Genomic DNA, 3,779 nt, shown 5'->3' with positions numbered 1-3,779 from the left:
GGCGCCCCCCCCCCCCCCGGCGCCCCGCCATCTGCCCCCCCCGGGCCCCCCGCCGGGGGGGGGGGCCCCCCCCCCCCCCCACCCCCACCACTTCACCCCGCACCTCCAGGAGAGAACGACATGACCATCGAGATCGTCGACGTCAACATCACCAGCCCCGGACGCAACTTCGTCACGCTCAAGATCACGACGTCCGACGGCATCGTCGGCCTCGGCGACGCCACGCTCAACGGACGCGAGCTCGCGGTCGCCTCGTACCTCTCCGATCACGTCGCCTCGATGCTCATCGGGCGCGACGAAGACAGGATCGAAGACACCTGGCAGTACCTCTACCGCGGCCCGTACTGGCGTCGCGGCCCCGTCACGATGGCCGCGATCGCCGCGGTCGACATGGCGCTGTGGGACATCAAGGCCAAGAAGGCCGGGATGCCGCTGTACCAGCTGCTCGGCGGCGCCAGCCGAGAGGGCGTCCGCGTCTACGCTCACGCGTCGGGCACCGACTACGCAGCCCTGAAGAACGCGATCACGGGCTACCAGGAGCTCGGCTACACCGCTGTGCGCGTGCAGACCGGCGTGCCCGGACTCGGCCAGATCTACGGCGTCTCGAACGCCGGACCCGGTGTGCGCTACGACTACGAGCCCGCCAAGCGCTCGGGCGACCGCCCCAGCGAAGAGACGTGGGACACCCGCAACTACCTGAACCACATGCCCGGGGTCTTTTCGCAGATCCGCGAGGACTTCGGGACCGACCTGCGCATCCTGCACGACGGGCACCACCGCATGTCGCCGATCGAGGCGGCCCGCTTCGCGAAGGACATCGAACCCTACGACCTGTTCTGGCTCGAGGACTGCACCCCCGGTGAAGACCAGACGGCGCTGCGCCTGGTGCGTCAGCACTCGACGACGCCGCTCGCGATCGGCGAGGTCTTCAACTCGGTGTTCGACTACCAGACCCTCATCACCGAGCGGCTGATCGACTACGTGCGCTCTGCAGTCACGCACACCGGTGGCATCACGGCCATGAAGAAGCTGCTCGACTTCGCCGCGATCTACGGCATCAAGTCCGGCATCCACGGTCCGACCGACATCTCGCCCGTCGGCATGGCCGCCGCGCTGCACCTCGACCTCGCGATCCACAACTTCGGCATCCAGGAGTACATGCCCCACAACGAACAGACGCTCGAGGTGTTCCAGACCTCCTTCACCTTCGACGAGGGCTTCCTGCACCCCGGCGACAAGCCCGGACTCGGTGTCGACCTCGACGAGGATGCCGCAGCCGGCCACGAGTACACCAAGGCGTACCTCCCGGTGAACCGCCTGCTCGACGGGACCGTCCATGACTGGTGAGGTGCGCCGGGTCGCGCTGCCGCCGCGCACGGTCGACTCCCGCCTGATCGTCGTGGCGCGCGCGCAGCGGGCCGAGGATTACGACGCCGTGCTCGACGTGCTCGTCGACGCCGGCATCCGCAGTGTCGAGCTGACGCTGACCACCCCGGGCACCTTCGAGCACTTCCCGCGGCTGCGTGCACGGTTCGGCGACGCGGTCGATCTCGGCATCGGCACCGTCACGAACGCGGCCGACCTGACGCGGGCGATCGAGGCGGGCGCGGCCTACATCGTCACCCCGATCACGTCGACCGAGTTCGTCACCCAGGCGACGGATGCCGGCGTGCCGATCGTGCCCGGCGGGCTGACTCCGACCGAGCTCTTCGCGTCCTGGTCCTCCGGGGCATCCGCGGTGAAGGTGTTCCCGGCCGGCCAGGTGGGTCCGTCGTACCTCAAGGACCTGCGGGGCCCCTTCCCCGACCTGGTCGCGGTGCCCTCGGGCGGCGTCGACCTCGCGGGCGCCGAGGCGTGGCTGCATGCGGGAGCGGTGGCCGTCAGCGTCGGCGGGCCGCTGCTCGGCGACGCGTTCAGCGGAGGCGACCTCGCGGCTCTGCGCGAGCGAGCGGCCGAGTTCGTCACGGTATGCGCGCGGAGCGCCGGATGACCGCTGCCTCGCCGTCTGTCGTGACGCTCGGCGAGACCATGGCGCTCATGCGCACGACCGACATCGGCTCGCTGCGTCATGCGAACGCGCTGGCTCTCGGCATCGGCGGCGCCGAGAGCAACGTCGCGATCGGGCTCGCGCGCCTCGGAGTCGCGGCATCGTGGCTGGGGCGTGTCGGCGACGACTCCCTCGGCGAGCGCGTCGTGCGGGAGATCCGCGGCGACGGCGTCGAGGTGCACGCGGTGGTCGACGCCGAGGCACGCACGGGCCTGATGGTCAAGGAGCGTCCGTCGACCGCCTCCACCGCCGTGCACTACTACCGCGCGGGATCGGCAGGCTCCCGGCTGCATCGGAGCGACCTGCCGCAGGGATGGGTCGAATCCGCCGCACTCCTGCACATCACGGGCATCACCCCCTTGCTGTCCGAGACCGCGCGCGATGCCGTGCACGCGGCCGTCGATCGGGCACGGGCATCCGACGTGATCGTCAGCTTCGACATCAACTATCGGTCGGCTCTCGCGCCCGCATCCACCGCCGGTCCCACGCTCCGAGAGCTCGCCGAGCGAGCGGACATCGTGTTCGGCGGCGAGGAGGAGTTCGAGATCCTGTACCCGCACGCCTCGATCGCAGACTCCGCAGCGCGGCTCCGCGCCGCGGGATGCGCGACCACCGTCGTCAAGCTCGGCGCGGAGGGCGCGGCGGTGATCACAGCGGATGCCGTCGTCGAGGCGAGCGGCTTCGCGATCGACCCGGTCGACACCGTAGGGGCGGGCGACGCCTTCGTCGGCGGGTACCTCAGCGCGCTGCTCGAGGGGCTCGACGCCGACGCGACCCTGCAGCGTGCGAACGCCTGCGGTGCGATGGCGTGCCTCATTCCCGGCGATTGGGAGGCCGCGCCCACGCGACGCGAACTCGATCGATTCTTGAACCGGGATTCCGATCCTGTACGCCGCTGACCCGGCCCGGATCCGAGCTCAGGACGCGTAGCCTCGAAGTATGTCGAAAGCCGCTGTATCGCCGTCCGCGGCTTCCACCCTCACACCCTCTCCGACGCCGCCCGTGTCGCTGTTCGCCTCGGCCGCAGTGAATTCGCGACGGGTGGCACTCGTGTTCCGGGGCCTCGCCCTGGCCGTGATCGTCACCGGGGTCATCCGCCACGCCGATCTGCTGACCGGGCGACCGGACTGGACGACCTTCCTCTTCTACACGATGGTCAGCAACCTGCTGTGCCTGGCGTGGATGCTGCTGCTCACCGTCCGCACGGCGCGCGACGTGCGACGCATCGGCCCCTCGGGCACCTCGAGCCCGAGCCCGCGAGTCAGCGGCGCGGTGATGATGGCCATCACCGTCACGATGTTGATCTATCTGGTCGTCCTGGTGCCGACGCGATTCGCCGACGGCGACACCGACGTGTTCTCGCTCACCGACAATCTCATCCACATTGTCACGCCGATCCTGATGATCGCGGACTGGCTGCTGTTCGTGCCGAAGGGCTCGTTCCGGTGGACCGACCCCTTGCTGTGGATGCTCATCCCCTACGCCTACCTGACGTGGGCGTTCTCCTACGGGGCCCTCGGGGGCGAGTTCTATCCCGGCCAGACGTACCCGTATCCCTTCATGGATGTCGATGCGCTCGGGCCGCTCGGCGTAGCCCAGTGGGTCGTGGCACTGTCGGTCGCGCTGATCGTCGTCGGCCTGCTGTTCGTCGCCGTCGACCGCGCACTCGGAGCCCTCGCCCGCAGAAGCGCCGAGCCCGGCCTCTGACCCGCGTCGGTACCGCGTCGGCACC

The 3,779-nt window shown here is 69.8% G+C and carries 4 protein-coding genes; all 4 read left to right on the top strand.

Annotated elements, in window-relative coordinates; translation table 11 throughout:
• Positions 1-120 precede the first annotated feature (120 nt).
• From manD to RWO82_RS15250, 4 genes are read left to right on the top strand one after another with little or no spacing between them, the layout of a single operon-like run.
• Positions 121-1,347: a D-mannonate dehydratase ManD gene (gene manD / locus RWO82_RS15265; RefSeq protein WP_314428382.1), complete on the top strand. Its 1,227-nt coding sequence runs from the start codon at positions 121-123 to the stop codon at positions 1,345-1,347.
• Positions 1,337-1,990, top strand: a complete 654-nt coding sequence (locus RWO82_RS15260; RefSeq protein ID WP_314428381.1) for a bifunctional 4-hydroxy-2-oxoglutarate aldolase/2-dehydro-3-deoxy-phosphogluconate aldolase — start codon at positions 1,337-1,339, stop codon at positions 1,988-1,990. Before manD ends, RWO82_RS15260 begins: the two co-directional genes overlap by 11 nt.
• Complete coding sequence (locus RWO82_RS15255; RefSeq protein WP_314428380.1) at positions 1,987-2,946, top strand: sugar kinase; 960 nt, start codon at positions 1,987-1,989, stop codon at positions 2,944-2,946. The genes RWO82_RS15260 and RWO82_RS15255 overlap by 4 nt, the downstream gene beginning before the upstream one ends.
• A 40-nt stretch (positions 2,947-2,986) precedes the next feature.
• Entirely contained in the window at positions 2,987-3,754 is a 768-nt protein-coding gene (locus RWO82_RS15250; RefSeq protein ID WP_314428379.1) for a Pr6Pr family membrane protein, read from the top strand.
• Positions 3,755-3,779: the final 25 nt, after the last annotated feature.

This window comes from uncultured Microbacterium sp. (assembly GCF_963521645.1).
GTDB lineage: Bacteria > Actinomycetota > Actinomycetes > Actinomycetales > Microbacteriaceae > Microbacterium.
This window is presented reverse-complemented; position numbering and strand designations above follow the sequence as displayed.